The sequence below is a fragment of the Streptomyces sp. NPDC046909 genome (assembly GCF_040644695.1).
In the GTDB taxonomy this organism is placed as follows: domain Bacteria; phylum Actinomycetota; class Actinomycetes; order Streptomycetales; family Streptomycetaceae; genus Streptomyces.
In genome coordinates this window covers 294,024-318,316 of record NZ_JBEYXC010000010.1, presented here as the reverse complement: position 1 = coordinate 318,316, position 24,293 = coordinate 294,024, and the positions used below count along the sequence as shown (strand labels likewise).

At 70.8% G+C, this 24,293-nt stretch carries 25 protein-coding genes; 12 read left to right on the top strand and 13 right to left on the bottom strand.

Annotated features, from left to right (window positions below; translation table 11 throughout):
- Positions 1 to 120 precede the first annotated feature (120 nt).
- The 3 genes from ABZ928_RS31980 (at position 121) to ABZ928_RS31970 (ending at position 2,979) form a co-directional block, all read left to right on the top strand.
- On the top strand, positions 121 to 729 hold the full coding sequence (locus ABZ928_RS31980; RefSeq protein ID WP_361526563.1) for a Uma2 family endonuclease: 609 nt from the start codon (positions 121 to 123) through the stop codon (positions 727 to 729).
- A gap of 61 nt (positions 730 to 790) precedes the next feature.
- Complete coding sequence (locus ABZ928_RS31975; RefSeq protein ID WP_361526560.1) at positions 791 to 1,570, top strand: hypothetical protein; 780 nt, start codon at positions 791 to 793, stop codon at positions 1,568 to 1,570.
- Positions 1,571 to 1,944: 374 nt separating this feature from the next.
- Complete coding sequence (locus ABZ928_RS31970; protein WP_361526557.1) at positions 1,945 to 2,979, top strand: M48 family metallopeptidase; 1,035 nt, start codon at positions 1,945 to 1,947, stop codon at positions 2,977 to 2,979.
- A gap of 26 nt (positions 2,980 to 3,005) precedes the next feature.
- Here the strand turns inward: ABZ928_RS31970 and ABZ928_RS31965 are convergent, their stop codons facing one another.
- Complete coding sequence (locus ABZ928_RS31965) at positions 3,006 to 3,398, bottom strand: hypothetical protein (RefSeq protein WP_361526555.1); 393 nt, start codon at positions 3,396 to 3,398, stop codon at positions 3,006 to 3,008.
- 41 nt (positions 3,399 to 3,439) lie between these two features.
- Positions 3,440 to 3,877: a hypothetical protein gene (locus tag ABZ928_RS31960; RefSeq protein WP_361526553.1), complete on the bottom strand. Its 438-nt coding sequence runs from the start codon at positions 3,875 to 3,877 to the stop codon at positions 3,440 to 3,442.
- A 132-nt stretch (positions 3,878 to 4,009) separates the two neighbouring features.
- Here ABZ928_RS31960 and ABZ928_RS31955 point away from each other — a divergent pair, with 132 nt between their 5' ends.
- Both ABZ928_RS31955 and ABZ928_RS31950 read left to right on the top strand, forming a co-directional pair.
- The gene (locus ABZ928_RS31955; protein WP_361526550.1) at positions 4,010 to 4,420 is read left to right on the top strand and encodes a VOC family protein; all 411 of its coding nucleotides are present in this window, start codon (positions 4,010 to 4,012) and stop codon (positions 4,418 to 4,420) included.
- A gap of 231 nt (positions 4,421 to 4,651) precedes the next feature.
- Entirely contained in the window at positions 4,652 to 5,389 is a 738-nt protein-coding gene (locus ABZ928_RS31950) for a TetR family transcriptional regulator (protein WP_361526548.1), read from the top strand.
- 33 nt (positions 5,390 to 5,422) lie between these two features.
- On the opposite strand, the gene ABZ928_RS31945 is transcribed toward ABZ928_RS31950, so the two are convergent.
- Complete coding sequence (locus tag ABZ928_RS31945; RefSeq protein ID WP_361526722.1) at positions 5,423 to 7,834, bottom strand: MMPL family transporter; 2,412 nt, start codon at positions 7,832 to 7,834, stop codon at positions 5,423 to 5,425.
- A 168-nt stretch (positions 7,835 to 8,002) separates the two neighbouring features.
- Between ABZ928_RS31945 and ABZ928_RS31940 the strand changes: the two genes are divergently transcribed.
- A complete protein-coding gene (locus tag ABZ928_RS31940) occupies positions 8,003 to 8,692 on the top strand; it encodes a response regulator transcription factor (RefSeq protein ID WP_361526545.1) in 690 nt (229 codons plus the stop codon).
- A complete protein-coding gene (locus ABZ928_RS31935) occupies positions 8,689 to 10,119 on the top strand; it encodes a HAMP domain-containing sensor histidine kinase (protein WP_361526543.1) in 1,431 nt (476 codons plus the stop codon). The genes ABZ928_RS31940 and ABZ928_RS31935 overlap by 4 nt, the downstream gene beginning before the upstream one ends.
- Before the next feature lie 54 nt (positions 10,120 to 10,173).
- Here the strand turns inward: ABZ928_RS31935 and ABZ928_RS31930 are convergent, their stop codons facing one another.
- The 4 genes from ABZ928_RS31930 to ABZ928_RS31915 form a co-directional block, all read right to left on the bottom strand.
- Complete coding sequence (locus tag ABZ928_RS31930) at positions 10,174 to 10,575, bottom strand: ATP-binding protein (protein ID WP_361526540.1); 402 nt, start codon at positions 10,573 to 10,575, stop codon at positions 10,174 to 10,176.
- Positions 10,576 to 10,671: 96 nt separating this feature from the next.
- A complete protein-coding gene (locus ABZ928_RS31925; protein ID WP_361526537.1) occupies positions 10,672 to 12,231 on the bottom strand; it encodes an ABC transporter substrate-binding protein in 1,560 nt (519 codons plus the stop codon).
- Positions 12,232 to 12,424: 193 nt separating this feature from the next.
- On the bottom strand, positions 12,425 to 13,687 hold the full coding sequence (locus ABZ928_RS31920) for a metallophosphoesterase (protein ID WP_361526534.1): 1,263 nt from the start codon (positions 13,685 to 13,687) through the stop codon (positions 12,425 to 12,427).
- A 43-nt stretch (positions 13,688 to 13,730) separates the two neighbouring features.
- Positions 13,731 to 13,973, bottom strand: a complete 243-nt coding sequence (locus tag ABZ928_RS31915; RefSeq protein WP_361526531.1) for a hypothetical protein — start codon at positions 13,971 to 13,973, stop codon at positions 13,731 to 13,733.
- A gap of 181 nt (positions 13,974 to 14,154) precedes the next feature.
- On the opposite strand from ABZ928_RS31915, the gene ABZ928_RS31910 reads away from it, so the two are divergent.
- The gene (locus tag ABZ928_RS31910; protein WP_361526528.1) at positions 14,155 to 15,450 is read left to right on the top strand and encodes a D-alanyl-D-alanine carboxypeptidase; all 1,296 of its coding nucleotides are present in this window, start codon (positions 14,155 to 14,157) and stop codon (positions 15,448 to 15,450) included.
- Here the strand turns inward: ABZ928_RS31910 and ABZ928_RS31905 are convergent.
- Genes ABZ928_RS31905 through ABZ928_RS31890 form a run of 4 tightly spaced genes read right to left on the bottom strand, consistent with a single transcriptional unit; the run spans position 15,404 to position 18,399 of the window.
- On the bottom strand, positions 15,404 to 16,315 hold the full coding sequence (locus ABZ928_RS31905) for a YihY/virulence factor BrkB family protein (protein ID WP_361526525.1): 912 nt from the start codon (positions 16,313 to 16,315) through the stop codon (positions 15,404 to 15,406). The genes ABZ928_RS31910 and ABZ928_RS31905 overlap by 47 nt on opposite strands.
- Before the next feature lie 23 nt (positions 16,316 to 16,338).
- Positions 16,339 to 16,797 carry a GtrA family protein gene (locus tag ABZ928_RS31900; RefSeq protein WP_361526522.1) on the bottom strand — a complete coding sequence of 153 codons (459 nt, stop codon included), beginning with the start codon at positions 16,795 to 16,797 and terminating at the stop codon, positions 16,339 to 16,341.
- Positions 16,794 to 17,816, bottom strand: coding sequence for a decaprenyl-phosphate phosphoribosyltransferase (locus tag ABZ928_RS31895; protein WP_361526519.1), 1,023 nt, complete (start codon positions 17,814 to 17,816; stop codon positions 16,794 to 16,796). Before ABZ928_RS31895 ends, ABZ928_RS31900 begins: the two co-directional genes overlap by 4 nt.
- Positions 17,809 to 18,399 carry a phosphatase PAP2 family protein gene (locus ABZ928_RS31890; protein ID WP_361526719.1) on the bottom strand — a complete coding sequence of 197 codons (591 nt, stop codon included), beginning with the start codon at positions 18,397 to 18,399 and terminating at the stop codon, positions 17,809 to 17,811. Before ABZ928_RS31890 ends, ABZ928_RS31895 begins: the two co-directional genes overlap by 8 nt.
- A 215-nt stretch (positions 18,400 to 18,614) precedes the next feature.
- Here ABZ928_RS31890 and ABZ928_RS31885 point away from each other — a divergent pair, with 215 nt between their 5' ends.
- Together ABZ928_RS31885 and ABZ928_RS31880 are read left to right on the top strand one after the other, a co-directional pair.
- Complete coding sequence (locus ABZ928_RS31885) at positions 18,615 to 19,964, top strand: FAD-binding oxidoreductase (protein ID WP_361526516.1); 1,350 nt, start codon at positions 18,615 to 18,617, stop codon at positions 19,962 to 19,964.
- A 37-nt stretch (positions 19,965 to 20,001) separates the two neighbouring features.
- Positions 20,002 to 20,757, top strand: coding sequence for a decaprenylphospho-beta-D-erythro-pentofuranosid-2-ulose 2-reductase (locus tag ABZ928_RS31880; RefSeq protein ID WP_361526513.1), 756 nt, complete (start codon positions 20,002 to 20,004; stop codon positions 20,755 to 20,757).
- A gap of 96 nt (positions 20,758 to 20,853) precedes the next feature.
- On the opposite strand, the gene ABZ928_RS31875 is transcribed toward ABZ928_RS31880, so the two are convergent.
- Both ABZ928_RS31875 and trpS read right to left on the bottom strand, forming a co-directional pair.
- On the bottom strand, positions 20,854 to 21,423 hold the full coding sequence (locus ABZ928_RS31875) for a 2'-5' RNA ligase family protein (RefSeq protein WP_361526510.1): 570 nt from the start codon (positions 21,421 to 21,423) through the stop codon (positions 20,854 to 20,856).
- Positions 21,424 to 21,574: 151 nt separating this feature from the next.
- Positions 21,575 to 22,588 carry a tryptophan--tRNA ligase gene (gene trpS, locus ABZ928_RS31870; RefSeq protein WP_361526507.1) on the bottom strand — a complete coding sequence of 338 codons (1,014 nt, stop codon included), beginning with the start codon at positions 22,586 to 22,588 and terminating at the stop codon, positions 21,575 to 21,577.
- Between the two features lie 131 nt (positions 22,589 to 22,719).
- Here trpS and ABZ928_RS31865 point away from each other — a divergent pair, with 131 nt between their 5' ends.
- Both ABZ928_RS31865 and ABZ928_RS31860 read left to right on the top strand, forming a co-directional pair.
- Entirely contained in the window at positions 22,720 to 23,280 is a 561-nt protein-coding gene (locus ABZ928_RS31865) for an RNA polymerase sigma factor (RefSeq protein ID WP_361526504.1), read from the top strand.
- Positions 23,267 to 24,274 (top strand): hypothetical protein, encoded by a 1,008-nt coding sequence (locus ABZ928_RS31860; protein WP_361526501.1) that lies wholly within the window; start codon positions 23,267 to 23,269, stop codon positions 24,272 to 24,274. Before ABZ928_RS31865 ends, ABZ928_RS31860 begins: the two co-directional genes overlap by 14 nt.
- Positions 24,275 to 24,293 lie beyond the last annotated feature (19 nt).

Sequence of the window (24,293 nt, the reverse complement as noted above, 5' to 3'; positions counted from 1 at the left end):
CTTTGGGAGCGGGGCCTTCTCGCGTATGGACACCCGTATGGGTGAACGTGATCGTTAAGGACATGGCGGTGGGGGCGGCCTACGATGATGGTCTCGACACCAGCCCACAGGAGGCACCTGATGTCCGCAGCAGCTGTCGAGCGGCCGCATGAGGACCGTCCGTTGATCGCGGAGGCGAACCGGATCATGGATCGTCTCCCGGGCTACCGCGTCGAGATCATCGGAGGCCAGATCATCGTGTCCCCGCCACCGGACGGCCCACACGGCGAAGCGTTGACCGACCTCGTGTTGCCTTTCGCGGCTTCCGGTCTGCACGGGACCGAGTCGAAGGTGATCCAAGGCACCGGCCTCTGGCTGCCGACCGGCACCGAGGACTACGCGATCCCCGACCTTTCGGTGGTCGACGCCGACTATCGGGACCACTACGTCGAGAACAACTGCTACGACCCCGTCTGCTTCCGCTTGGTCCTAGAGGTCACTTCCAGCAACTATCGGACCGATCTACGAGACAAGGTGAAGGCGTACGCTGCCGCCAAGATCCCGGTCTACGTGATCATCGACCGTAAACATCAGCGCCTTCATGTCCTGACCAACCCCACCGGGGACGACTACGAGAGCCACCGGCCGCACTCCCCCGGCGAGACGGTCACCCTCCCCGACTCCATCGGCGCCGAGGTCACCCTGGACGTGGCGGAGATCCTCAAGGCAGGCCAGCCGAAGAGCGGCTGAGATCCAGCCAACTCCCCTGTGACACCTGAGACTTGTGTGTCCTCAGTTGCACAATGCCCCCATGCCCCTCCTGAAGAAGGCCGCAGCCACCCTCTCCGCCACAGCGGCCCTCCTGCTCGCGCTCCCCACCCCCTCCTCGGCGACCCCCGCCCCACACGGCACCCTCGCCCGCGAGACCTTCGACCGTCTCCCCCTGGGCCCGGTGACCGCCGGCCACGGATGGACCGCCGACACCGCCAACGGCAGCCTCACCGTCGCCCCCAGCTCCACCGGCCACAGCCGCGAACTCCGCCTCCACACCGAGGGCAACGGCCGCGCCTTCCTCGTCTTCCCGGACCTGACCGCCCCCGGCAACAGCTACTGGGCCCGTCTGCGCCTCCGCGTGGACGCCTTCCCGACCGCCCCCGACTGGGCGCACTGGACGATCGCCGAGGCCTCCGGGTCCGACGCCCCCACCCTGGTCCGGCCGCTCGGCGGCCAGTACGCCCCCACCGACAACGGCAACTTCTGGGGCGTCGGCTCCGATCTCGGTCCCACGGGTGACTGGACGTCGTGGAAGACCTCCGCCCCGGCCGTCGCCGGTGCCTGGCAGTGCGTCGAGTTCCATCTGGACGCCACCGACAATCGCGTGACGGTGTACTTCGACGGCGTCGAGCAGTCCGATCTGACCGTGTCCACTAGGCAACACGGCGGTACGGGCGACGACTTCACGTTCCCGGCCTTCGACGAGCTGAAGCTGGGCTGGCAGCTGTACCAGGCCGACCCGACCCCGTCGTCGTACGACCTGGCTCTCGACGACATCGCGGTGAGCACGCGCAGGGTGGGTGGCTGCGGAGCCTGACGCGGCGGCTCGGTGTTCCGCCGGGCTTGGCCGGGCCTCGGTGGCTGTGATCAACTGTGCCGCCATGTACACAGCAGCTTCTGGGGAGAGGCTGCGAGGAGGGGGAGGGTGCGCCGTTGCGTGCCGTCGAGGAGCAGGTCGTTCAGCCGTGCCCGCAGTGCGGGGTGGAGATCCGTGGGGACCGCAGGTTCACCCTGTGGTGCGCGGAGTGCGAGTGGAACGTGGATCCGTAGGGGCCGGGCGAGGAGAAGCAGGGCCGGCTGGAGCGTTGGCGGCGCAGAGCGGCCGAGGAGTACGGCGAGCGGCTGCTGGGGGACCTGGCCGCCGAGGCCCGGCGCCCGGCGCGTGAGCGGCCCGGACGGTCGGCGGCGGGTGTGGCGGCGTACGCCATCGCGCTGCTGGTGCATGGCGTGACCCTGGTCCTGCTCGCGGGCGGGCTGTGGCTCCTGATCGGCGGCTGGGGCGGCTTCGGCATGGTGCCCGGGCTGTTCCTGCTGGCGCTGGCGGTGACGCTCCGCCCGCGGCCGAACCGGCTGCGCGCGGGCGCCCACACCGTGTCCAGGAGCACCGCACCCGAGCTGTACGCCCTGGTCGACGAGGTCGCGGCGGCGCTGGGTACCCGAAGCGTGGACGTCATCGTGCTGAATGCCGAGGCCAACGCGAGCGTCACGCACCTCGGTGTCCGCCGTCGGGTTCTCGCCCTGGGGCTGCCGCTGTGGGAGGTGCTGTCCCCGCAGGAACGGATCGCCCTCCTGGGCCACGAGTTCGGCCACTTCACCCACGGCGACACCCGGCACGGCATGGTCGTGGGCACCGCCTACGGCTCGTTGACCACCTGGCACTACTACCTGTCCCCGATCGAGGACCCGGACATCCACGGGTACGTCATCAACCTGTTCTACCTCCTTCCCCGTTGGCTGATCAGCGGTGTCATCATGCTGCTCGACCTCCTGACCACGCGCGCCTCCCAGCGCAGCGAGTACCTCGCCGACGCGGCGGCGGCCCGGGTCGGCTCCACCGAGGCCGCGGTCGGGCTGATGGACCGGCTGATGGTCGTGGAGTCGATCGACACCACGCTGTACCGGGAGGTCAACGGCCGGAAGATGCGCGGCTCGGCACGGGTGAGCGCGAAGGACGCGGAGGGCCTGTGGGAGGCGCTCGCCACGCATCTCGACTCGGTCCCGGCGTCCGAGCACGAGCGCCGCCGCCGGGTCAGCGCCCGCCGCGGCCACAGCGTCGACGCGATCCATCCGCCCACCCATCTGCGCCGCGCCCTGCTGCTCCACCTCCCGCCCCAGGAGGCCTCGGTACGGGCCGACACCGACCGCACCCACCGCATCGCCGGCGAACTCACCGACCCGCGCGCCGCCGTGGCCCTGGAGCTCGTACGGGACGGCCTCGACGGGTGAGACGGCCCGCTGGACATGGCCCGTCGTCAGCCACCCACCAGCGGCACGAGCTTCAGGAACGTGACCTCCGTGCCGAGTGCCAGTTCGAGCTCCTCGTCGGGGTCGGTGACCTGGCGGTCGCCGACGAGGACGAGGAAGCCGTTGCCGGTGAACGCCTTCAGCGCCAGGGCGGTCTGCTTCTCGGGGTCTATTCGGCGGGGTGTGCGCAGGGCGTAGCCGTTCAGGACGCGCTCGGTGTTCTCCGGCTGGACCAGGCCCTGGAAGACCTCGGGCGTGCGGGCGTTGTACTCGGCGACCTCCTGGAAGACCCGGCGCCGGATCAACTCCCGTACGCTGAGCCGCTCCTCGGCGATCTCCAGACCCCAGCCGTCGCTCCGGCCGCCGCTTGTCGTCTCGTCGACGAACGTCACGATTCCCATGCCGCCGACAGTACGACCCACCACTGACAACGGCCCCGGTCTCAGCTCAGCACCGGCCTGCGCCACTCCCGTGCCCCCGCGGCCCGCATGAGCGCGACGGCCGGCTCCAACTCGCCGGAGACCAGCGGGTGCACCAGCTCCAGGCAACGGACCTGCTCGGCCAGGGACTTCCGCAGCTGCCGCAGGCTGCGGGCGCCGAACGACACCCGGCCCCCGGCCACCACCCCCGCGGCCACCGCCAGCTTCCCGATGCCGACCTTGCACTCGGTCGGCCCGGTCTCGCGGCACGCGTGGATCTCGACGTCGCCGTCCCACAGGCCGAGGACGACCCGGTAGCGCACCCCGGCGCCGGTGTAGGTGGCCACGGCGAGGTGGCGGTCCCGTTCCTCCTCGCCCGGCCCGGCGAGGCCGTGTCGCTCGGCGACCTCCGCGAAGGCCGCCCGCACCTCGTCGAGGAAGGCCTCTGTCCCCGGAACCATTCCCGCCCCCTCCGCCGACGCGGCACTGACGAGGGCTCAGCGTACCGACGGAGGCGGTCCCTTCTCGGCTCAATGAGTGACCCCGCGGAAACGCCGTCCCGCAACCGTCGCCCCCGCACCTAATCTGATGGCATGTCAGATGAACAGTCGTACGAGCTGCTCGGATTCGACAACCTCCTGCTGCCCGTCGGCGACCTCGGCGAGGCCGTCGGCTTCTACGAGCGCGCCGGGTTCGCGGTGGCGTTCCGGCTCGACGAGGCCGGGATCGCGCTGCTGAAGGTCGGGGGCGAGACGCCGGGGATCCTGCTCCGGCAGGAGGAGGCGATCGGCCATCGCCCACCCCCGTGGCCCTCCCCCCGGGTCTGGCTGGAGGTCCCGGACGCGCGCGTGGCGGCCCGCGAGCTGCGCAAGGCAGGCACCCCCCTCCTCGACGAGCCCTTCCCGGTCGCCACCGGCTGGACCGTCGAGGTCGCCGACCCCTGGGGCAACGTCATCGGCTTCACGGACTACACCAAGCGCCCGGAGCTGGGACGCCGCCCGTGACGCACCCCATCACCCGCCCGCGTTGAACGCGTTCAAATGCAGGTCTAGAGTCGCTCCTGCCGGGCTCCTGCCGGCTGTGAACGCGTTCGGGAAGGGGAGACGCATGGACCCGCTGGCCATCGTCTACATCGTCTATGTGGCCATCGCCATCGGGCTGGCCGTCTGCCTGGCCCGCGCGCTCAGCCGGAACGGGTGACGGCGGAGTCCACGCCACTGGTTAGGCTCTTCGCCGTGCCCGCGAACAACGAAGAGGGCGGTACGCCCAGCAAGTCCGAACCCAGCAAGTCCGAGCAGACCCGTGCGCTGATCCTGGAGACCGCCATGCGGCTGTTCCAGGAGCGGGGGTACGACAAGACGACGATGCGGGCCATCGCCAAGGAGGCCGGGGTCTCCGTCGGGAACGCGTACTACTACTTCGAGGGCAAGGAACACCTGATCCAGGGGTTCTACGACCGGATCGCCGCCGAGCACCAGGTGGCGGTCCGGGAGATCCTGGAGCGCGAGACCGACCTGGAGGCGCGGCTCGCGGGTGTGCTGCGGGTGTGGCTGGACATCGCGACGCCGTACCACGAGTTCGCGGTGCAGTTCTTCAAGAACGCCGCCGACCCGGACAGCCCGCTCAGCCCGTTCTCCCCCGAGTCGGAGCACGCGCGCGTGGAGGCGATCAGCGTGCACCGCGCGGTGCTGGCGGGGACGAAGACCAAGGTGCCGGAGGAGCTCAAGGACGTGCTGCCGGAGCTGATGTGGCTCTCGCAGATGGGGCTCGTGCTCTATTGGGTCTTCGACCGGACCGACGGGCGCGAGCGGAGCTACCGGCTCGCCGAGCGCGGCGCCCGCCTCACCGCGCGCGGTGTCGCGCTCGCCCGGTTCCGGGTGCTGCGGCCGCTCGTACGCGAGGTGCACGAGCTGTTCACGGACTTCCTGCCGGGGATGACGAAGATGATGCCGAACCCCGGCAAGAAGCCCTAGTCACCAAGCCCTGGTCACCAAGCCCTGGTCACCTCAATTGACGGCGTCGACCTCGCCCTCCGCCAGCTCCACGTCGTACACCAGCGGGCCCTCACCGACGACCACGTGCCCCGCGCGCGAGGCGTACGAAGGTGCCGAGGCCGCCAGCAGATACGTGCCCGGAGTCGGTACCGAGACGATGTACGAGCCGTCCGCCAGGGACACCACCCGGTCCAGCTGACGGCCGCCCTTCGTCAGCAGCGTCACCGCCGCACCCGCGACCGGCTCGCCGTCGGCGTCCCGGACGAACCCGTGCACGGCGGAGGCGGGCCCGTCCGTCGCGTCGGGCGCCTCGGCGACGGCCTCCTCCCGCGGCTCCACCGCCAGATGCGGCAGCCGCCGCTCCAGGCCCTCCGGCAGCCACCAGTTGGAGTTGCCGAGGAGATGCATCGCGGCCGGCACCAGGGCCGTACGCAGGATGAACGCGTCCAGGGCGACCGCGGCCGCGAGGCCGATGCCCGCCATGGCGCCCTCCATGTCGCCGCTCAGCACGAACGCGCTGAACACGCAGATCATGATCAGGGCCGCGCAGTTGATGACCCGGCTGGTCTCCGCGAGGCCGACGCGCACCGCGCGCGCGTTGTCCTTCGTGTGGACCCACTCCTCGTGCATCCGGCTCACCAGGAACACCTGGTAGTCCATGGAGAGGCCGAAGAGCAGGGAGAGCATGATGACCGGCAGGAACGCGGTGATCGGGCCCTCCTTGCCGATGCCGATGAGCTCCGTCCCCCAGCCCCACTGGAAGATCGCGACCAGTACGCCGAAGGACGCGGCCGCCGCGATCAGGTTCATCAGGGCGGCGGTCAGCGGGACCACCAGCGAGCGGAAGGCGATGAGGAGCAGCAGGAAGCCGAGCGAGATGATCGCCGCGATGAAGTACGGCAGCCGCTCGCCGGTCACCGACGCGAAGTCCTTGAAGACGGCTGTCACGCCGCCGACATGGGCCTCGGCGCCGGAGGCGGGGATGACGTCGTCGCGCAGCCGGTCGATCAGCTGGTCGGTCTTCTCGGACTGCGGTGAGGTCGTCGGGACGACCTGGATGAGCGTGACACCGTTCGCGGGCGGGACCGCGGCTACCTGTGCGACGCCCTCGGTGGCCTCGATCCGGGAGACCAGCCCCTGGGCGTCGCCGTCGGACACGACGACCTGGAGCGGGCCGTTGAAGCCGGGTCCGAAGCCCTCGGCGAGCAGGTCGTAGGCCTGCCGGGTGGTCGTCGACTCCTGGTGGTTGCCCTGGTCGGTGGCGCCCAGCCGGATCGACAGCACGGGCAGCGCGAGGACCAGCATCACCAGCAGGGCCAGTGCGGCGACCGAGCGCGGCCGCCTCTCGACGTACGACGACCAGCGCGCCGCCAGTCCGCTCGCGTGCTCCGGCTCGGGGCCGGCCGCGGCGAGCCTGCGCCGCTGGCGGCGGCTGAGGACGCGCAGGCCGAGGAAGCCGAGGAGCGCCGGCAGCAGGGTGACGGCGGCCAGGACGCTCAGGACGACCGTCAGCGAGGTCGCGATGACCACGCCGTCCAGGAACCTCATGTTCATCACCAGCATGCCGGCGAGCGCGATGCACACCGTGCCGCCCGCGAACAGCACCGCGCGGCCCGAGGTGTTGAGGGCGGTGACCGCGGACTCCTCGGGCTTCATGCCGCGCAGGATGCCCCGCCGGTGCCGGGTCACGATGAACAGGGCGTAGTCGATGCCGACGCCGAGGCCGATCAGCGAACCGAGCAGCGGGGCGACTTCGGGCACGTCGGTGACATGGCTGAGCAGCGAGGTCGCCATCAGGCCGGTGCCGAGGGCCGCGATGGCGACCACGAGGGGCAGCAGCATCGCGAAGAGCGAACCGAAGGCCAGGAACAGCACGACCGCCGCGGCGACGATGCCGACCATCTCGGCGATGCCGGTCGGCGGCTCCTGGGTGCGGGTGATCGCCTGACCGCCCAACTCGACCTGGAGCCCGTTCTGTTCGGCGGCCTGCGCGGTGTCGACGACGTCCTCGACCAGCTCCTTGGGCACGGCGTTGGCCTGCTCCACGAAGGTGACCTGGGCGTACGCGATCCGCCCGTTCTCACTGATCTGGGCCGCGCCGCCCGCCCCCGCGTAGGGGCTGGTGACCTCGCCGACCCCCTTCATCGCCGCGATCTCCTTGAGCGCGGGCTCGATCCGGGACCGTACGGACTGGTCCCGTACCGAACCCTCGTCGACCTTCCACACCACCGTGTCGGTGTCGCCCGCGCTCTGCGGGAAGGCCTTCTCCATCAGGTCGTACGCGCGCTTGGAGTCCGTGTCCGGGAGGGAGAACTCGTTCGCGTAGTCCGTGCCCGCGGCCGAACCCGCGTAGCCCAGACCGAACACCGCCCCCACCCACAGCAACAGGACCACCAGCCGGTGCCGATAGCACCACCGTGCCAATGCCGCCACGCTCAACACTCCCCAGTCGGTTGTCGGTTGGTCCCCCAGGTCCTGGGCAACAGCATTGGCGGCGGCACGCACGCGTGGACACCGGATACGAGCGACTCTCAAGGAACTCCAAAGCACCGAACCCGCCCGACTGTCAGTGGGCCCGCCGATACTGGGGCCATGACGACGGTTCCAGGCACTGTGCTGGTCGTGGAGGACGAGGAGAGCATCGCGGACGTCCTCGCCATCGCGCTGCGCTACCACCGCTTCGAGGTGATGATCGCGGGCACTGTCCACGAGGCCCTGGCGCTGGCCGAGCGCACCCGGCCGGACGTGGCGCTGCTCGACGTCATGCTGCCCGACGGCGACGGCCGGGCCCTGGGGCGCAGACTGCGCGCCGAGCAGCCGGAGATGGCGCTGGTCTTCCTCACCGCGCGCGACGCGCCCGCCGAGATCGTCGGCGCCCTCGGCTTCGGCGACGACTACATCACCAAGCCGTTCAACATCGACGAGGTCGTCGCCCGGATCACCGCCGTACTGCGGCGCACCCGCCGCGCCGACGTGCTGCCGCAGCGGCCGCCGCTGACGTACGGCGACCTGGAGCTGGACGAGACGACGTACAGCGTCCACCGCGCGGGACGGACCGTCGAGCTCACCCCCACCGAGTACGCGCTGCTGCGCTTCCTGGTGCGCAACGGCGGGCGGATCGTGCCCAAGGAGCAACTCCTGCGCCATGTCTGGCAGTACGAGCACAGCCCGGCCGACTCGACCGTCGTGGAGACCTACATCAGCTATCTGCGGCGCAAACTCGACGCGCTGGGGCCGCCGGTGATCACCACCCGGCGGGGCGTGGGATACGGGCTGGCATGAGGTTCGGCTGCAAGCGCGGTATCCACTCGTTGCGGGTCCAGCTCACCCTGGCCAATGTGGTGCTGCTCTTCCTCGGGATCGTCGCGGCGACCGCGGTGAGCGTGATGGGCATGCGGTACTACCTGCTCGACCAGATCGACTCCGAGCTCGCCAAGACCCGTGACTCGCTGGGCGGTTCACAGCTCACGATGGAGATGATCGACGGACTGAGCGAGCTGGCGATCGTGCGGGAGCGGTTTCTCCAGCAGGACGACGAGCAGGCGCGGCCGGACCAGATACTCGCCGTGGTCGACGGACGGGGTGACACGGTCTCCCTGGCCGGATTCACCCCGAGCGACGTGCAGAAGGACTTCGCGTCCGCCGTGGCCGACCCGCGCGCGCTGGCCGCCGACGCCGAACCGCATGACATCCGGGTGCGCGGGGACGCCTACCGGGCGACCGCGACACGCCTCACCGACGGCACGTACATCCTGCTCGCCACCTCCACGGAGGCCGTCCACCGAGGCGTCGCCAAGGCCATCCGGCTCGATCTCGCCATCGGCACACTGCTGCTGGCGCTGCTGGCCTGTCTGACGATGGTCAGCGTGGGGCGCCGGATGCGGCCGCTGGAGGACATGGTGGAGACCTCGTCGGCGATCGCCGAGGGGGACCTGACCCGGCGGGTGCCGTCCAGCCGTGAGGCCACGCTGGAGGTGGAGCAGCTGCGGGGCGCCCTCAACTCCATGCTTCAGCAAGTCGAGTCGGCGTACCGCACGCGCGAGCGCAGCGCGTCCCAGCTGCGCCGGTTCGTCGCCGACGCCTCGCACGAGCTGCGCACCCCGCTGTCGGCGATACGCGGCTATCTCCAGCTGTACGACAAGGGCATGCTGCGCGAGGAGGCCGAGCGCAAGCGGGCCTGGGCGCGGGTGATGGCGGAGACCGACCGCATGGGGCGGCTCGTGGACGAACTGCTCACCCTCGCCCGCCTCGACCAGCAGCCCGAACTCCGCTTCCGCAACGTCGACCTGAGCCGCCTGGTGCGGGACGCGGCGGAGGATCTGCGGATGCAGCAGCCGGAGCGTCCGGTCAGCGTCGGCGCCGACGGGGCGCTGCTCGTGCACGCCGACGAGTCGGGGCTCCGGCAGGTGCTGGGCAACCTGGTGGGCAACGTACGCACCCACACCCCCGCCGACGTACCGGTACGGCTCGGTGTGGAGCGCGCGGACGGCGTCGTACGGCTGTCCGTCGCCGACGAGGGACCGGGGCTCTGCGAGGAGGACGCGGCCCGCATCTTCGACCGCTTCTTCCGAGCCGGCGGCGGCGCGGGCAGCGGGCTCGGGATGGCGATCGTGCAGGGGGTCGTCCAGGCGCACGGCGGACGGGTGGCGATACGAACGGCACCCGGCGAGGGGGTGGCGGTGACGGTCATCCTGCCGGCGCGGACGTAATCGCGCGGCGGGGGGCTCGGGTGCCCCGGCTCCCGGTGAGGACCGCCCACACCGTCAGGTGTTCGCCAGCACCAGCGCCCACACCGTCTTGCCGTGCCGCCCCCTGCTCCACACCCCCCACGCGGCGGCCACGTTCTCCACCAGGTGCAGTCCGCGGCCGGACTCCTCCCACTCGCCCACCAGCCGCAGCCGGGGCTCCAGTTGGCCCTCGTCGGAGACCTCGATGAGGCAGGAGCCGTCGGCGAGGGCGGTCACCGCTACCTCGAACTCGCGCTCGAGGAGCGGCCCGTGGCGTACGACGTTGGTCGCCAGCTCGGACACCAGGAGGACGGCGTCAGCGAGCGCCTGGTCGTCGGATCCGTGCCCCCAGTCGGCCAGATGGTCCCGGACCCGGCGCCGGGCCAGGCCGACGGAAGCCGGGTGCCGGGGCAGCCGGAAGGAGTTGCGTCTCAACACGTTTGCTCCTCACCCCGCGCACACCTCCGTCACATGGTGCTGCGTAGGGCTACTGCCCCGCGTCACTCCGGCGAATGCCGATGCCGCCGGATCGGGTCAGATCCAGTTGAGCCGCCAGAGGCGGAAGACGCCGGTACCGTCCGACAGATACTGGCCACCGCCGACGTCCTCGCTGGTCACGACGTATTCCTTGGCCTGCCAGAGCGGGATGACCGGAACATCTCGGGCAATGGCGTCCTGCATCGAGCGGAAGTCCTCGGTGGCGTCACCTCGCTCCTCGAACTGCTGACTGGCCTGAATCAGGCGGTCGACCTCTTTGCTGCTGTACCCGGTGTTCATGGTCCCGTCGCTGCCGACGAGCGGCCCGCCGTAGGTGTCCGGGTCGGGATAGTCGGCGACCCAGCCGACGGCGTACGCGTCGAGCTTGCCGGTGGCCCAGCGCTTCTGGAAGTCGGTCCACTCGTAGCCCTTGACGGTGACCTTGAACAGGCCGCTCGCCTCCAGTTGCCGCTTGAGCTCGGCGGCTTCGTCGGCGGCGGAGGCGCGGCCGGTGCCGTAGCCGTAGGTGAAGCGGACCGGCAGGGACACCCCGGCCTCTTCGAGGAGGTCCTTGGCCTTCTTGGCGCTGCGCTGCGGATAGGCGTCGAAGAACGACGTGGTGTGCCCGGTGATGCCCGCCGGGATCAGCGAGTAGAGCGGGTCGACGGTCCCCTCGTACACCGTGGCCGCCAGCCGCTCGCGGTCGATCAGCCAGGCCATCGCCTGGCGGACCTTCTCCTCGTGCAGCGGCGAGGAGGAGCGGGTGTTGAGGTAGAGGTTGCGGATCTCGGAGCTGTCGGCCTCGGAGACGCGCATGGTCGGGTCGCTCGGGTTCAGCTCGGCGAGGGTCTTCGGCGGCAGCTGGCGGGCCGCCGTGTCGATCTGCTTCTTGTCCCAGGCGCTGTTGAGGGCTTCGGCGTCCTTGTAGTAGAGGAGCTCGACGGGCCGCCCCGCATCCTTGACGGCGCCCTTGTAGTGCCCGTTGGGCGCGAGGACCGCCTTGGTCTCCTTCGTATACGCCGTCAGCTCGTACGGGCCGGTGCCGTCGACGCCGCTGTCGGTGCGCAGGCCGTCCGCCGGGTACTTCTCGCGGTCGACGATCGAGCCCGCTCCGGTGGCGACCTTGAACGGGAAGGTGGCGTCCGGCGAGGAGAGATGGAAGGTGACGGTCAGACCCTTCGCGGTCACCGACTTGAGGGTGTCCAGGAGGGAGGACGGACCGACGTCCGACTTGATCTTCTTGACGCGGTCGAAGGAGTACTTGACGTCCTCGCCGGTCATCTCGCGCCCGCTCGGGAAGGTGATCCCCTCCCGCAGCTCGCACTCGTACGTCTTCAGATCGCTGCCCTTGACGAACGCGCAGCTCTCCGCCGCGTCGGGCACCGGCTTGGCGCCGCCCGCGTCGAAGGTCAGCAACGACTGGAAGACGTTGCTGAACAAGGCCCAGGATCCGGCGTCGTAGGCGCCGGCCGGGTCGAGGGACGTCACGACGTCCGACGTGCCCACCTTGATGGTCTTGCTCGGATCCTCCTGCGACGGCATCAGCTGCCAGCCGCCCACTCCGACGGCCGCCAGTACCAGCAGCGTCGCGAGAATCCGTATGCGAACCGATCGCATCGGTGCCCTCCCCGGGCCCCTGTGGCCCCAGCGCATATGCCACTCCCCTAGTGGCGCGGCTCACCTAACCACAAGCGTTTCAGCCGGGGGAAGAGGGATCTTGAGAGTTGAGAAACTCATTGCCGCAAGGTGTTACCACCTCGTTTCACAGGGCCCACACAGGGTTCTCGCGGAAAGGTCGCGGAGCTGCTCCTCAGGCCTGCTTCGACGCCAGTTCGATCACCGTGATGTCGGAGGGGGCGCCCACCCGGGTCGGCGGCCCCCAGGCGCCGGCGCCGCGGCTGACGTAGAGCTGGGTGTCGCCGTACCGTTCCAGCCCCGCCACGGTCGGATTCGCGGCCTCGGCGAGGAGATTGCCGGGCCAGAGCTGGCCGCCGTGGGTGTGGCCGGAGAGCTGGAGGTCCACGCCGTGCTCGACGGCGTCGTCGATCTGGACCGGCTGGTGAGCGAGGAGCACGCACGCGCGTGCCGTGTCCCGGTCGCCGAGCGCCTTGGCGAAGTCGGGCCCCTGGCCCTCGCTCTCGCCCGCGATGTCATTGACGCCGGCAAGGTCGAAGTACGGCAGTTCCGTACGGTCGTTCTCCAGCGGGCGGATGCCGAGCCGCCGTACCTCCTCGACCCACTGCTCAGCGCCGGAGAAGTACTCGTGGTTGCCGGTGACGAAGAACGAGCCGTGCCTGGCGCGGAGTTGCGCCAGGGGCGCCGCCGCCGGACCGAGGTCCTTCACGCTGCCGTCGACCAGGTCGCCGACGACCGCGATCAGGTCGGGCTGGGTGGAGTTGATCGTGTCGACGACCGTCTGCGCGAAGCCCCGGCCCAGGACCGGCCCGAGATGGATGTCGCTCACCACGGCGATCCGGTAACCGTGCGCCGCGCGCGGCAGCTTGGCCAGGGGGACGGTGACCCGCTTGACGCCCGGCCCGCGCAGCACGCCGTACGTGCCGTAGCCGACCGTCCCGAGCGCGGCGGCGGCGACGGTGCCGCCGACGACGCGGGAGACGAAGAGACGGCGGGAGGGGGCCGCCACAAGGCGCGGCAACTCGTCGGGCCCGGGGTCGACTTCCCGCGGTTCCTCGGGTGCGGCTCCGGCCGGTACGGTCGCCGGCCGCCGTACGTCCGCCTCGGCGGGCGCCCGTCGCCGGTCCCGGCGTTCGAGGAAACGTCGCAGCAGGGGTCGTACGACCTCACCCGCCACCACGCCCAGCAGCAGATAGATCGACAGCGCCAGCCACAGGAAACCCGGCCACGCCAGCACCTGCTGAAGCCAGAAGGGCGCCCCGGTGCGCTCGCCCACGAGGGCGCCGATCGCCATCAGCCAGCCGCCGGCGATCAGCGCGGCACCCGCGCGGCGGACCCACCCCGGCCGCTCGGTGGTGTCCCGGAACAACCGGCGCCACAGGTACCAGTTGCCGGTCACCAGGACGGCGAGGGCGAGCAGCGCGAAGACGATGATCACGGAGTCGTATCCCCTTGTTGTCGGTGGTGGCGCCGGTCGCCGGTTATGACGTGCGGCGCAGTGCGCGCACCCCGCGCAACCCGATGGACCCGACGACCGTCCCCAATACGAAGGAGACGACGGCCAGCGTCAGGTGCACCCAGAAGTACCCCGTCGGGTCGCCCGCGTCGTCGAACGCGAGCCCGCTGGCGTCCTTGACGAGGTTCTTGACGAAAGTGATCCAGATGAACCAGCTCCACACCCCGAAGGCGAGCAGGAACCAGGAGACGGGGCGGCTGAGCTTCACAAGAAAGGACCTTTCAAAACAATTCCGGGCATCCGCCACCAACCCAATCGGCCGGGGGTCCGGGGGTTGTCCCCCGGGTGAGCACGGCATACGTCCAGTATCTCCGCCGGGTGTCCGGTTCCGTCGCCGGGGTGGGGAGGGCGGCGGGACTTACCGGCCCGGGGCAGGTACGTTTCCCTCCGTGCCCGCACCCAAGAAGACCGCCAGGCGATCCCTGCTGGTCACCTCCGCCGTCGTGTCGTCCCTCGCACTGACCGCCGTGTCCGCCGTGTCCGCCGCGCCCGCGTTCGCGGCGCCGAGTCCGTCGCCGTCGGCCTCGCCCTCGGCCACTCCCCCGGCGAACATGTCGACCGTGGGCGGTGCCCGGCTCGGGCAGGCCGGGACACAGGCCAATCTCGCGACCGGGGTGCCGGTGCTGCCCAAGGACATCTCCGCGCGGTCGTGGATCGTGGCGGACGCCGAGACCGGTGACGTGCTCGCCGCGCACAACGCGCACTGGCGGCTGGCCCCGGCGAGCACCCTGAAGATGCTGTTCGCCGACACCGTCCTGCCGAAGTTCCCCAGCACCACCGAGCACAAGGTGGTCCCCTCCGACCTGGCGGGCGTCGGCGCCGGCTCCAGCATGGTCGGGATAAAGGAGGACGAGACGTACACCGTCCACGACCTGTGGCTCGGTGTCTTCCTGCGCTCGGGCAACGACGCGGTGCATGTGCTGTCCGCGATGAACGGCGGCGTGAAGAACACCGTCGCCCAGATGAACGAGCACGCCGAGGAGCTCCAGGCCCTCGACACCCACGTGGTCAGCCCGGACGGCTACGACGCCGAGGGACAGGTCTCCAGCGCGTACGACCTGACGCTGTTCGCCCGCTCCGGGCTCCAGAAGAAGGACTTCCGCGAGTACTGCTCGACGGTCACCGCGAAGTTCCCGGGCGAGACGAAGAAGAACAAGAAGGGCAAGAAGGTCCGCGGGTCCTTCGAGATCCAGAACACCAACCGGCTGCTGTCCGGCGACTCCGACATCGACGTCTACCAGGGCATCGCGGGCGTCAAGAACGGCAACACCACCAACGCCGGCGCCACCTTCACGGGCGTCGCCGAGCGCAACGGCAAGGTGCTGCTCGTCACCGTCATGAAGCCGGAGAAGGACGAGCACAACGAGGTCTACAAGGAGACCGCCAAGCTCTTCGACTGGGGCTTCAAGGCCGCGGGCAAGGTCGAGCCGGTGGGCGAGCTGGTGGCCCCCAAGGGCACGCAGCCCAGCGCCCAGCCCGGCGCCAACGACAACGGCCAGGCGGGCGGCGCGTCGGCCTCTCCGTCCGTCTCCGGCAAGCCGGTGGCCGCCCAGGTCGACGGCGGCTCCGGCGGCATCGGCATCGCGCTGGCGATCACCGGCGGGGTGCTCGTGCTGCTGGCGGGCGGCGTGTTCCTGGTCAACCGCCGGTGGCCGCTGCCGGATCTGGTACGTCGTCGGCGCTGACGTCCGGCAGTTCGTCCTCCTTGCTCTGCGTCGCCGTCCACGCGGCGCAGAACAGCACCAGTTTCGACGTGAAGTTGATCCACAGCAGCAGGGCGATGGGCACGCCGAACGCGCCGTACATGCTCTTCGACGCCACGCCCTGCATATAGCCGCTCAGCAGCAGCTTCAGCAGCTCGAACCCGACCGCCCCGATCAGCGCCGCCACCAGCAGCCGGCGGCGCCCCGGCTGGACGCCGGGCAGCAGGGTGAGGGCGTAGAGCAGCAGCAGGAAGTCGGCGAGTACGGCGATGAGGAGCGCGGCGGTGCGCAGCAGTACGGCGCCCCAGCCCTCCCTGTCGATGCCGATCTCGTCGCTGATCCAGCCGACCATGGCGGAGCCGACGGTCGACGCGGCGATCGTGATCAGGAGCGCGCCGCCGAGACCGAACAGCACGCCCGCGTCCTTGGCCTTGCTCAGGAGCGGGTTCTCCTCCTCGTCGGGCAGCTCCCACACCGCGCGCAGGCACTCGCGCATGTTGCCGACCCAGCCGATGCCGGTGAACAGCAGGATCGCGCCGGCGATCAGACCGATGGTGCCCGCGTTGGCGACCAGACTGTCGATGTCGAGCTGGTCGGAGATGCCGGGCACCTGGTCGGCGATCTTGTTCTGAAGCTCGTCCTGCTGCGACTCGCTGAGCGTCGCGGCGGCGACCGCGGCGGCGACCGTGAGCAGCGGGAACAGCGCGATGAAGCTGATGAACGTCATCGCGGCGGCCAGCCGGGTCCACTTCACCCGGTCCAGACGCTCGTACGACCGCCACGCGTGCGTGGCCATCAGCCGGGTGACGGCCGGCCCGACTACGGGGAGTTTCTTCAGCCAGTCCATGATCTGACTCTTCCCTCGATGACCTAGGTGCGGAACGTACGGAAGACCAAAGTGCGGGTACCCCAAAAGCGCAGCACAGTGGCAAGCGCCATGCCGACTCCCGCGCCGGAGACCGTGTCGGCGGTCTGCGAGGTGAGCCCGAGGCCGTAGTGACTGACGGTGAGACAGGCGAGCTGGACGAGGGCGCCGGCGAGGTTGACCGCGAGGAACGTGGCGTACGTCCTCGGGCCGCCCCGGTGAGGGGTGTGCCGGTACGTGCCCAGCGCGTTGCCGGCGTACGCCACCGAGCAGCCGGCGAGGAAGGAGAGGGCCTTGGCGGTGAGGGGGTCGAGGGCGGCGGGGCCACGGAGGCAGGTGAAGAGGGCCAGGTCGGTGGCGTAGGCGAGGAGGCCGGCGGTGGCGAAGCCGAGGAGTTCCTGACGGGTGGTCCACGCGCGTGTGCTCGCCGACGCGGGTGGGCTCGCTGACGCGCGTGTGCTCACCAATGGGCCACCGCCATCCCGTACATGGCGAGCCACACCAGGCCGATGACGGCGAGGGCGCGGTCCCTCAAGACGACCTCCTCGGGCTCCCCGGCCGTCCCTCGGTCGGCGAAGACGGCGTATCTGAGGACCGCGAGGATGAAGGCCACCACGGAGAGCTGCCGCCAGGGCAGGACACCGGCGTCCGTCGTGCTGTGCGTGCCGCCGTCCTCCAGCGCCCACAGGCAGTACCCGAGGACCGCGACTCCGGCCGCCAACTGCCAGACGAACCGCAGGTATCCGGTGGTGTACTCGGTGAGCAACGCGCGCGTGGCGCCCGCTTTCCCCTTCCCTGCCATCTGCACGGCTTCCGAGTAGCGCTTGGCCGCCACCATGAACAGCGCGCCGAACCCGGTCGTGATCAGGAACCACCGCGACAACGGGATCCCGAGGGCGAGTCCGCCGGCCATCGCCCGCATCAGGAACCCCGTCGTGACGACGACCAGGTCGACCACGAGGACGTGCTTGAGGCTGACGCAGTAGGCCAGTTGCATGCCCAGGTAGGCCGTCAGCAGGGCCGGGACGAGGGGCGGGGTGAGCCAGACGGCGACGGTCGGCGCGAGGACCGCGAGGGTGCCTCCGACGGCATAGGCGACCGGTACGGGGACCTGGCCGGAGGCGACCGGGCGGTGCCGCTTGGTGGGGTGCGCGCGGTCGGCCTCGGCGTCCCTGGCGTCGTTGATCAGGTAGACGGCGGCGGCGCACGCCGCGAACAGGACGAAGACCAGGGCGAGTCGGGTGAGGGCGTGCGGGGTGAAGAGCTGCCCGGCGGCTGCGGGGGCGGCGACGACGAGGACGTTCTTGACCCATTGCTTGGGGCGGGCGGTGCGGAGGAGCCCGAGGAAGAGGAGGAAGAGGGGGCTGGGGTGGGGTGGTGGGGTGCGTGACGGGGGCGTGCGCTGCTCAAGAAGCGCCGCGTTCGGGGTGCGCGCGGTGTTCGGGGTGTGCGCGGTGTCGGTGAGCGGCGCGGTCTCAGTCACGCGCGCCCCCTCTCATCCAGCGCGCTCCCACACGCGCCGTGAGCGCCCCCAGGACCGCGCCCGCCGCCACGTCGGAGGGGTAGTGGACGCCTACGACGAGGCGCGAGAGGCACATGGCGGCGGCGAGGGGCGGGAGGGCGCGGGTGGCGAAGGTGGGGACGGCGCGCGTGGCGAGCGGTGCGCGCCGGGGGCTTGCGTTGAGGGAGGTTGCAGCGCGGGAGGTTCCGCCTCGCGCCCCGCGCGCCCCCAGCCCTCCGAAGGCGACCGCGGCGGCCACGGCGGACGTCGCGTGCGAGCTCGGGAAGGAGTGCTGGCCGGCGGTGTGCGCGAGAGGTTCGATGTGCGCGGGGCGGGGGCGCCGGACCACTCTCTTCACGCCCATGCTGACGGCGTGCGCGCCCGCGACGAGCGCCGTTCCGCGCAACCAGGCGCCGCGTCGCGCGCCGTCCACGGCGGCCCCCGCGAGGCCCGCCGCGAGCCACAGCGCCCCGTGCTCACCGGCCAGGGACAGGGCGCGCGCGGCGCCGCCGACGCGCGGGTCGGCGCCGCACGCCCGGAGCGCCGAAAGGATGCGGTGGTCCATGTCGCCGAGGTGGCCGGGGGCGTCGCGGTCGCCGGAGGCGCCGTGGTGGCCGAGGTCGTCGAGTGGGTCCATGTGGAGTCACTGTTCACGTCAACACCGCGATAACTCCGGCAATATTGAGCGACATCCCATTAATCACCCATTTCGGGGAGAGGATGAATGTCCCGGGATGTTTGAAAACCAATCGCCCGCTTAAGGGCGATACGGTCACCGGCATGTCTGCCGAGACCGTTTCCGTCACGGGATGGGGCCGCACGGCGCCCACCGCGGCCCGTCTGATCCGCCCCCGGACCTACGAGGAGGCCGCGGCCGCCGTCCGGGGCTGCGGGGCCCGCGGCGGCATCGCGAGGGGCCTGGGACGGGCGTACGGGGACGCCGCGCAGAACGCCGGCGGTGCGGTGCTCGACATGACGGGGCTGGACCGCGTCCATGTGATCGACGCCGCCAACGGCATCGTGCTGTGCGACGCGGGCGTCTCCCTGCACCGGCTGACGCGGGTGCTGCTGCCGCTCGGCTGGTTCGTGCCGGTGACGCCCGGCACCCGCCAGGTGACGGTCGGCGGGGCGATCGGCGCCGACATCCACGGCAAGAACCACCACGTCTCCGGCTCCTTCTCCCGCCACGTGCTGTCCTTCGAACTCCTCACCGCCGACGGCGAGATCCGCACCGTGAGCCGGGGTACGCCCCTGTTCGACGCGACCACGGGCGGCATGGGGCTGACGGGGGTGATCCTGACCGCGACGGTCCAGCTGCAACCGGTCGAGACGTCCCTGATGTCCGTCGACACCGAACGCGCCCGGGACTTGGACGACCTGATGGCCCGGCTGTCGGCCACCGACCACGACTACCGCTACTCCGTCGCCTGGATCGACCTGCTGGCGCGCGGCGCGTCCATGGGGCGCGCGGTACTGACCCGCGGCGATCACGCGCCCCTGGACGCACTGGGCCCACGCGCGCGTAGAGAGCCGCTGGCCTTCCGCACCCCCCGGCTCCCGGCCGCCCCCGCCTTCCTCCCGGAGGGCCTGCTCACCAGGACGACCGTGGGCCTGTTCAACGAGCTCTGGTACCGCAAGGCCCCACGCGCGCGTACCGGCCAACTGCAGAGCATCTCCGCCTTCTTCCACCCCCTGGACGGCGTCCCGCACTGGAACCGCGTCTACGGCCGCGGCGGCTTCGTGCAGTACCAGTTCGTCGTCGCATACGGCCAGGAGGACACCCTGCGCCGGATCGTGCGGCGCGTCTCGGAGCGCCGCTGCCCGTCCTTCCTGGCCGTCCTCAAGCGCTTCGGCGACGCCGACCCGGGCTGGCTCTCCTTCCCGCTGCCCGGCTGGACCCTCGCCCTGGACCTCCCGGCGGGCCTGCCCGGCCTCGGCGCCCTCCTCGACGAACTGGACGAGGAGGTGGCCGCCGCCGGAGGGCGCGTCTACCTCGCCAAGGACTCCCGCCTACGCCCCGAACTGCTCGCGGCCATGTACCCGCGCCTCGACGACTTCCGGGCGCTGCGCGCGGAGTCCGACCCGCGCGGGGTGTTCGTCTCGGACTTGTCCCGCCGTCTCTCCCTCTAGCTCTGGGCATTCCAGGCAACCTCTAGGAGCTGCTGTCGTGAAGGACGCCTTCGGCATCCCCCAGTCCCTGCTCGTCCTCGGCGGCACGTCCGAGATCGCGCTGGCCACCGCCCGCCGCCTGATCGCCCGCCGCTGCCGCACGGTATGGCTGGCGGGCCGCCCCTCCGAGGCGCTGGAACGCTCCGCGGCCGACTTCCGCGCCCTGGGCGCCGACGTCCACACCGTCGCCTTCGACGCCCTCGACCCCGAGTCCCACGAGACGGTCCTCGGCAAGGTCTTCGCGGAGGGCGACATCGACATGGTGCTGCTCGCCTTCGGCATCCTCGGCAACCAGGCCCACGACGAGCGCGAGCCGGTCTCCGCGGTACGTGTCGCGCAGACCAACTACACGGGCGCGATGTCGGCGAGCCTCGTCTCCGCGCGCGCGTTGCAGGTCCAGGGCCACGGCTCCCTGGTGGTCCTCTCCTCGGTCGCCGCCGAACGCGCCCGCCGCGCCAACTTCATCTACGGCTCCAGCAAGGCCGGCCTCGACACCTTCGCCCAGGGCCTGGCCGACGCCCTCCACGGCACCGGCGTACACGTCATGGTCGTACGCCCCGGCTTCGTACGGTCGAAGATGACGGCGGGCCTCCCGGAGGCGCCCCTGGCGACGACACCGGAGGCGGTGGCGACGGCGATCGAACTGGGGCTGCGGCGGAGGTCGGAGACGGTGTGGGTGCCAGGGGTGCTGCGGTGGGTGATGTCGGCGCTGCGGCATGTACCGCGGGAGGCATTCCGAAGGCTGCCGATCTGATCGGTCCCATCGAACGCAGGCCCAGCTGAACGCGCCCCTTCAGGGGCGCGGGGAACTGCGCGACCAGCCCCCACCGGCCCGCAGCTACGCCACGACCTAGGCCTTTTGCTCCACCGGCGCCGAAGCCTGCGGCGGCACCACAGCCCCACCGAACGCGTACTCATGCAGCTTCCGCCACACCCCGTCGGCCCCCTGCTCATAGAGCGCGAACCCGGTGCACGGCCACTCGGCGACGTACTCGGACAGTTCTTCGAAGGCCCGGTCCATCGCCTCGTCGTCGATGCCATGGGCGACGGTCACATGCGGGTGATAGGGGAACTGGAGCTCGCGCGCGACGGGCCCGGACGCGTCACGAACCTGCTTCTGCAACCACGTACAGGCCTCGGCCCCCTCGACGACCTGCACGTACACCACGGGCGACAGCGGCCGGAACGTCCCCGTGCCGGACAGCTTCATCGGGAACGGCCGCCCCGCCGCGGCGACCTCGGTGAGGTGCGCCTCGATGGCCGGCAGCGCGCCGTCCTCGACCTCGGTCGGCGGCAGCAGCGTGACGTGCGTGGGGATGCCATGAGCCGCGGGGTCGCCGAAGCCCGCGCGCAGCTGTTGGAGCAGGCTGCCGTGTGGCTCCGGGACCGCGATCGACACGCCGATCGTTACGGTCCCCACGTCGTCTCCTGTCTTCCCTCTCGGGCTTCCTGTCGGGTTCGGTCCCGGCCGTCCGGCTATCGACTGTACGGCCACGGCTGTGCTGTGGGCAGGCGCAACCGTAGTGATGTGCAGCGCTCTGTCCAGTGGTACGTGTGTGCGGGCTCAGACCTCAGTGCTTGGCGGGCAGAAAGCCGACCCGGTCGTAGGCCTGCGCCAGCGTCTCCGCCGCGACGGCGCGCGCCTTCTCCGCGCCCTTGGCCAGGACCGAGTCCAGCGTCTCCGGGTCGTCCAGATACTGCTGGGTGCGCTCCCGGAACGGCGTCACGAACTCGACCATGACCTCGGCGAGGTCCGTCTTGAGCGCACCGTAGCCCTTGCCGTCGTACTTCTGCTCCAGTTCCGCGATTCCCGTACCCGTGAGGGTCGAGTAGATGGTGAGCAGGTTGCTGACGCCCGGCTTGTTCTCGCTGTCGAAGCGGATGACGGTGTCGGTGTCGGTGACCGCGCTCTTAACCTTCTTGGCGGTGGTCTTCGGGTCGTCGAGCAGGTTGATCAGGCCCTTCGGCGTGGAAGCCGACTTGCTCATCTTGATCGACGGGTCCTGGAGGTCGTAGATCTTCGCCGTCTCCTTGAGGATGTACGGCTTCGGCAGCGTGAAGGTCTCGCCGAAGCGGCCGTTGAAGCGCGTGGCGAGGTCACGGGTGAGCTCGATGTGCTGGCGCTGGTCCTCGCCGACGGGGACCTCGTTGGCCTGGTACAGCAGGATGTCCGCGACCTGGAGGATCGGGTACGTGAAGAGGCCGACGCTGGCGCGGTCGGCGCCCTGCTTGGCGGACTTGTCCTTGAACTGGGTCATGCGGGAGGCCTCACCGAAGCCGGTGAGGCAGTTGAAGACCCAGGCGAGCTGCGCGTGCTCGGGGACGTGGCTCTGCACGAAGAGCGTGCAGCGGTCCGGGTCGAGACCGGCCGCGAGGAGCTGGGCGGCGGCGAGGCGGGTGTTGGCCCGCAGGTCCGCCGGGTCCTGCGGGAGCGTGATCGCGTGCAGGTCGACGACCATGTAGAACGCGTCGTGGGACTCCTGCAGGGCCACCCACTGGCGGACGGCGCCGAGGTAGTTGCCGAGGTGGAACGAGCCTGCGGTGGGCTGGATTCCGGAGAGCACGCGGGGACGGTCAGAGGCCATGCTCACCATTCTCTCAGGTGTCGGGGTGCGATCCGGAACTGGTCGGAAACAGATGGGAACCGATCCGTCTCCTGCGGTGTAACAAGAGTGTGAGAACGCGGGAGGGGGGCCGCATCGTCGATGAGGCCGCGGTGATCGCACGTGTACGCGCCGGGGAGCCGGACGCGTACGCGGAGCTGGTGCGTGCCCATACGGGCATCGCGCTGCGGGCGGCAGCGGTACTCGGGGCGGGTGCGGACGCGGAGGACGTGGTGCAGCAGGCCTTCGTCAAGGCGTACTGCGCGCTGGGCACGTTCAAGGACGGCTCGGCGTTCAGGCCGTGGCTGCTGTCGATCGTGGCCAATGAGACGAGGAACACAGTGCGTACGGCGGCGCGCCAGCGCACGCTCGCCGGCCGGGAGGCGGCCTTCATAGAGGCCGAGCCGTTGATACCGGAATCGGCGGACCCGGCGGTGGCGACGCTGGACGCGGAGCGCCGCGCGGAGCTCGTGGCCGCCCTGGAGCTGCTGAGCGAGGAGCATCGTCTGGTCGTCACCTACCGCTATCTGCTGGAGATGGACGAGTCCGAGACCGCCCAGGCCCTGGGCTGGCCCCGGGGCACGGTGAAGTCCCGGCTGAACCGCGCGCTGACGAAGATGGGCCGGCTGCTGCCGGATTTCAAGCCTGGGGAAGGAGGTGATGAGCGTGAGTGAGGGACGAGAGTCGTACGGCGGTGAGGGCGCCCGGGGGCCCGAGGGCGCCGGGGGCCGGGGGCCGCGTGGCCGTGGCGGTGACCGGGGTCCGGGTGCGCGGGGGCATGACCGTGAGCGAGGGTCCAAGGGGGGTGTATCCGGCCTTCCGGAGGAGCTGCGGGCGCTGGGCAGATCGCTGGACGCGCCCGGGGTCGACGGTGCCGGCGGGCCCTTGGGCTCCCCGGGTTCCCTGGACTCCGAGACGATGGTGGAGCGGGTGCTGGGGCAGATACTCGCCGAGCGTCTGCCGGTCCCGGTGGCCGAGCCGCCGGGGGTCCGTGGGCGGCTAAGGGCGGTGCGGCGCTGGACTCGGGTGCGGTGGCGTTCCCTGACGGCGACCCTGTGCGGGCTGCTGACGGTGCTCGCGCTCACGCCGCCGGTGCGGGCCGCGGTCGTCGACTGGTTCGACTTCGGCGGGGTCGAGGTGCGCTACGACCCGTCGGCGATGCCCTCGTCCGGTGCCGAGGTGCCCGGCTGCGGGCGGTCGGTCTCGCTGGCGCAGGCCGAGCGGAGGGCCGGGTTCGCACCCTTGGTGCCGGACGCGCTGGGCGCTCCGGACGCGGTGGCGGTGACCGGTGAGCCGCAGGGGCGGTTCCTGGTCAGCCTGTGCTGGCGGGAGCGGGGGGCCACGGTCCGGCTCGACGAGTTCGCGGCGGACCTGGACCTGGCCTTCGCGAAGACGGTGCGTGAGCAGCCCGAGTGGATCTCCCTCAGCGGCTCGGACACCGGCCCCGCGTATGACACGGCGCTGTGGTTTCCCCGCCCTCATCTGCTGAGCTTCTGGCTGGTGGACGCGGACGGGGAGCGCTACACGCGGAAGGAGCGAACGGCCGGGCCGACGCTGCTGTGGAGCCATGGGTCGGGCGCCGAGGAGGTGACGCTGCGGCTGGAGGGGGTGGCGTCGAAGGCGCGGGCGGTGGAGATCGCGAAGTCGCTGGAGGAGCCTCTCGATTAGTTCCGGCCGAGTGGGAACC